General features: G+C 73.3%; 3 protein-coding genes. All 3 read right to left on the bottom strand.

What is annotated here, in order from left to right:
* Positions 1–352: 352 nt before the first annotated feature.
* The 3 genes from nusB to ACZ4XX_RS28665 are packed head-to-tail and all read right to left on the bottom strand — an operon-like array spanning position 353 to position 2,523.
* The gene (gene nusB / locus ACZ4XX_RS28675) at positions 353–790 is read right to left on the bottom strand and encodes a transcription antitermination factor NusB (RefSeq protein WP_030316299.1); all 438 of its coding nucleotides are present in this window, start codon (positions 788–790) and stop codon (positions 353–355) included.
* 2 nt (positions 791–792) lie between these two features.
* A complete protein-coding gene (efp, locus tag ACZ4XX_RS28670; RefSeq protein WP_266889643.1) occupies positions 793–1,359 on the bottom strand; it encodes an elongation factor P in 567 nt (188 codons plus the stop codon).
* 51 nt (positions 1,360–1,410) lie between these two features.
* A complete protein-coding gene (locus ACZ4XX_RS28665; RefSeq protein ID WP_468510763.1) occupies positions 1,411–2,523 on the bottom strand; it encodes an aminopeptidase P family protein in 1,113 nt (370 codons plus the stop codon).
* Positions 2,524–2,724 lie beyond the last annotated feature (201 nt).

The raw sequence follows: 2,724 nt of genomic DNA, 5'->3' as shown, positions 1-2,724 counted from the left end.
CGGGGGGGGGGGGGGGGGCGCCCACCCCCCCCCCCCCCCCCCCCCCCCCCCCCCCCCCCCCCCCCCCACACCCCCCCCCCCCCCCCCCCCCCCCCCCCCCCCCCCCCCCCCCCCCCCCCCCCCCCCCCCCCCCCCCCCCCCCGGCCCCGCTGCTTTTCACCCTCGTGAACCCCGGTGCCTCCCGCCGTCGCGACCCCGCCGCTTTCGCCGTCGCGACCCCCGCCGCCCCCGACGTCGCGACCCCGCCGTTTCGCCCTCGCGAACAAGGGGCCGGGGATACGCCGAAGGGGCCCGCAGCACGAGTGCTGCGGGCCCCTTCGACTGCCGGTGACGTCAGACAGGCCCCGAGGGCTCAGACGTCCGCGTCCCGGCGCAGACGCGGCTTCAAGTCCTTGAAGCGCGCCAGCAGACCGTTGACGAAGGTCGGGGACTCGTCCGTGGAGAACTCCTTGGCGAGCTGCACCGCCTCGTCGATGGCGACCGCGTCCGGCGTGCCGTCCTCCCAGATCAGCTCGTACGCACCGAGGCGCACGATGTTCCGGTCGGCGACCGGCATCCGGTCGAGGTCCCAGTCCACCGCGTAGGTCGCGATGAGCTCGTCGATCCGAGCCACGTGGGACGCGTAGCCCTCGACCAGCTGCATGGTGAAGTCGTTCACCGGCGGCTGGCGGTCGTCCGACCGCGCGTGCCGGACCTGGTCCGCGAGAACCTCCTGGACGGAGGCACCACGCTGGTCCGCCTCGAAGAGGATCTGGAAGGCGCGCTTGCGGGCCTTGCTCCGAGCGGCCACGGTTACTTGTTCACCCGGCCGAGGTAGTCGCTGGTGCGGGTGTCGACCTTGACCTTCTCGCCGGTGGTGATGAAGAGCGGGACCTGGATCTCGTGGCCGGTCTCCAGCGTGGCGGGCTTGGTGCCGCCGGTGGAGCGGTCGCCCTGGACGCCCGGGTCGGTGTGCTTGATGACCAGCTCGACGGCGGCCGGGAGCTCGACGTAGAGCACCTCGCCCTCGTGCTGCGCGACCGAGGCGGTGAAGCCCTCGATCAGGAAGTTGGCGGCGTCGCCGACCGACTTGCGGTCGACCATCAGCTGGTCGTAGGTCTCCTCGTCCATGAAGACGAAGTAATCGCCGTCCATGTAGGAGAACTGCATGTCGCGGCGGTCGATGGTGGCCGTCTCGACCTTGGTGCCGGCGTTGAACGTCTTGTCGACGACCTTGCCGGAGAGCACGCTCTTGAGCTTGGTGCGCACGAAGGCCGGGCCCTTGCCGGGCTTGACGTGCTGGAACTCGACGACGGACCAGAGCTGGCCCCCGTCGAGCTTGAGCACCATGCCGTTCTTGAGGTCGTTCGTGGAAGCCACGGTTGCGGAATCTCCTGGACTGACGTGGGACCGCGGAGACGTACGCGCGCCCTACAGCGCGAGCAGCTCCTTGGTCGTGATGGTGAGTAGCTCGGGTCCGCCGTCCGCCTCCTGGCGCACGACGAGCGTGTCATCGATCCGGACCCCGCCCCGGCCCGGGAGGTGAACCCCCGGTTCGACGGTGACCGGCACACAAGCGTCCAGTTTACCCATGGCCGAGGGTGAGAGCTGCGGGTCCTCGTCGATTTCGAGCCCCACCCCGTGCCCGGTGAGGGGTACGGCGGCCTCTCCGTGCCCCGCCGAGTCCAGAATCTGGCGGGCCGCCCGGTCCACGTCCCGGTACTCGGCGCCCGGTGCAAGAGACTCCCGCCCGGCCCGCTGAGCGGCGAAGACGAGCTCGTACAGCTCGATCTGCCAGTCCGCCGGCGTCGTCCCGATGACGAAGGTGCGGCCGATCTCGCAGCGGTAGCCGCGATAGTCGGCGCCCAGGCAGACGGAGAGGAAATCACCCTCCTCGACCCGGCGGTCGGAGGGCCGGTGGCCCCGGCGACCGGAGTGCGGGCCGGTCCCCACCGAGGTCGGGAAGGCCGCCCCGTCGGCGCCGTGGTCGACGAGCCGCCGCTCCAGCTCCAGGGCGAGGTGCCGCTCGGTCCGCCCCACCAGGATCGACTCCAGGAGCTCGCCGAGCGCCTGGTCGGCGATCTCGGCGGCGATCCGGAGACAGGCGATCTCGTCCTCGTCCTTGACGATCCTCAGCTGCTCCACGGCGCACGCGAGGTCGGCGAGCCGCAGGCCGGGCGCGACGGTGCCCATGGCCCGGTGCCGGGCCACGGTCAGATCGTGCTCCTCGACCGCCAGCGCGTCGGCGCCCGCCCGGCGCGCGAGGTCGACCGCGGCGACGGCCGGATCTCCGCCGCCCGCGGGCAGGACCTGCCGGCGGAGGAGTTCGTCGAGCCGCCCGTCGGCCGGTTCGCCGGTGGGCGCGACCGGGCAGAGCAGCACGTCCGTGTCGGGCTCGGGCCCGACGAGGAGGACCGCCCCCGGGGGCGAACCGCCCGCGAGATAGCGGACGTTGGCGGGGCGGGAGACCAGGGCCGCCGGGCTGCCCGCGGCCGCGCACCGATCGCGCAGCCGTACACGGCGGTCCGCATACACCTCTGACATGCTCCGAGCCTACGAGCAGCGCGGCGCGGTGGCCTGTTCAGAACGGCCGACCGGGCGGGACCCCCGCCGGGTCGGCCCCGGCGCCCTGGGGGGGGGGGAGGGGCGGGGGGGGGGGGGGGGGGGGGGGTCCCCCCCCCCCCCGCACAGGATCCCAGAGGGGAGGGGGGGGGGGGTGTTAGTTTTAGAGGAACTCTTCGAGCA

The organism is Streptomyces sp. NPDC029956 (genome assembly GCF_055574655.1).
The sequence above is the reverse complement of the archived record's forward strand: the minus strand, read 5'-3'. Positions and strand labels throughout refer to the sequence as shown.

Coding starts and splice junctions, on each gene's coding strand:
- ACZ4XX_RS28665 (WP_468510763.1), bottom strand. CDS start 2,523: ATGTCAGAGGTGTATGCGGACCGCCGTGTACGGCTGCGCGATCGGTGC.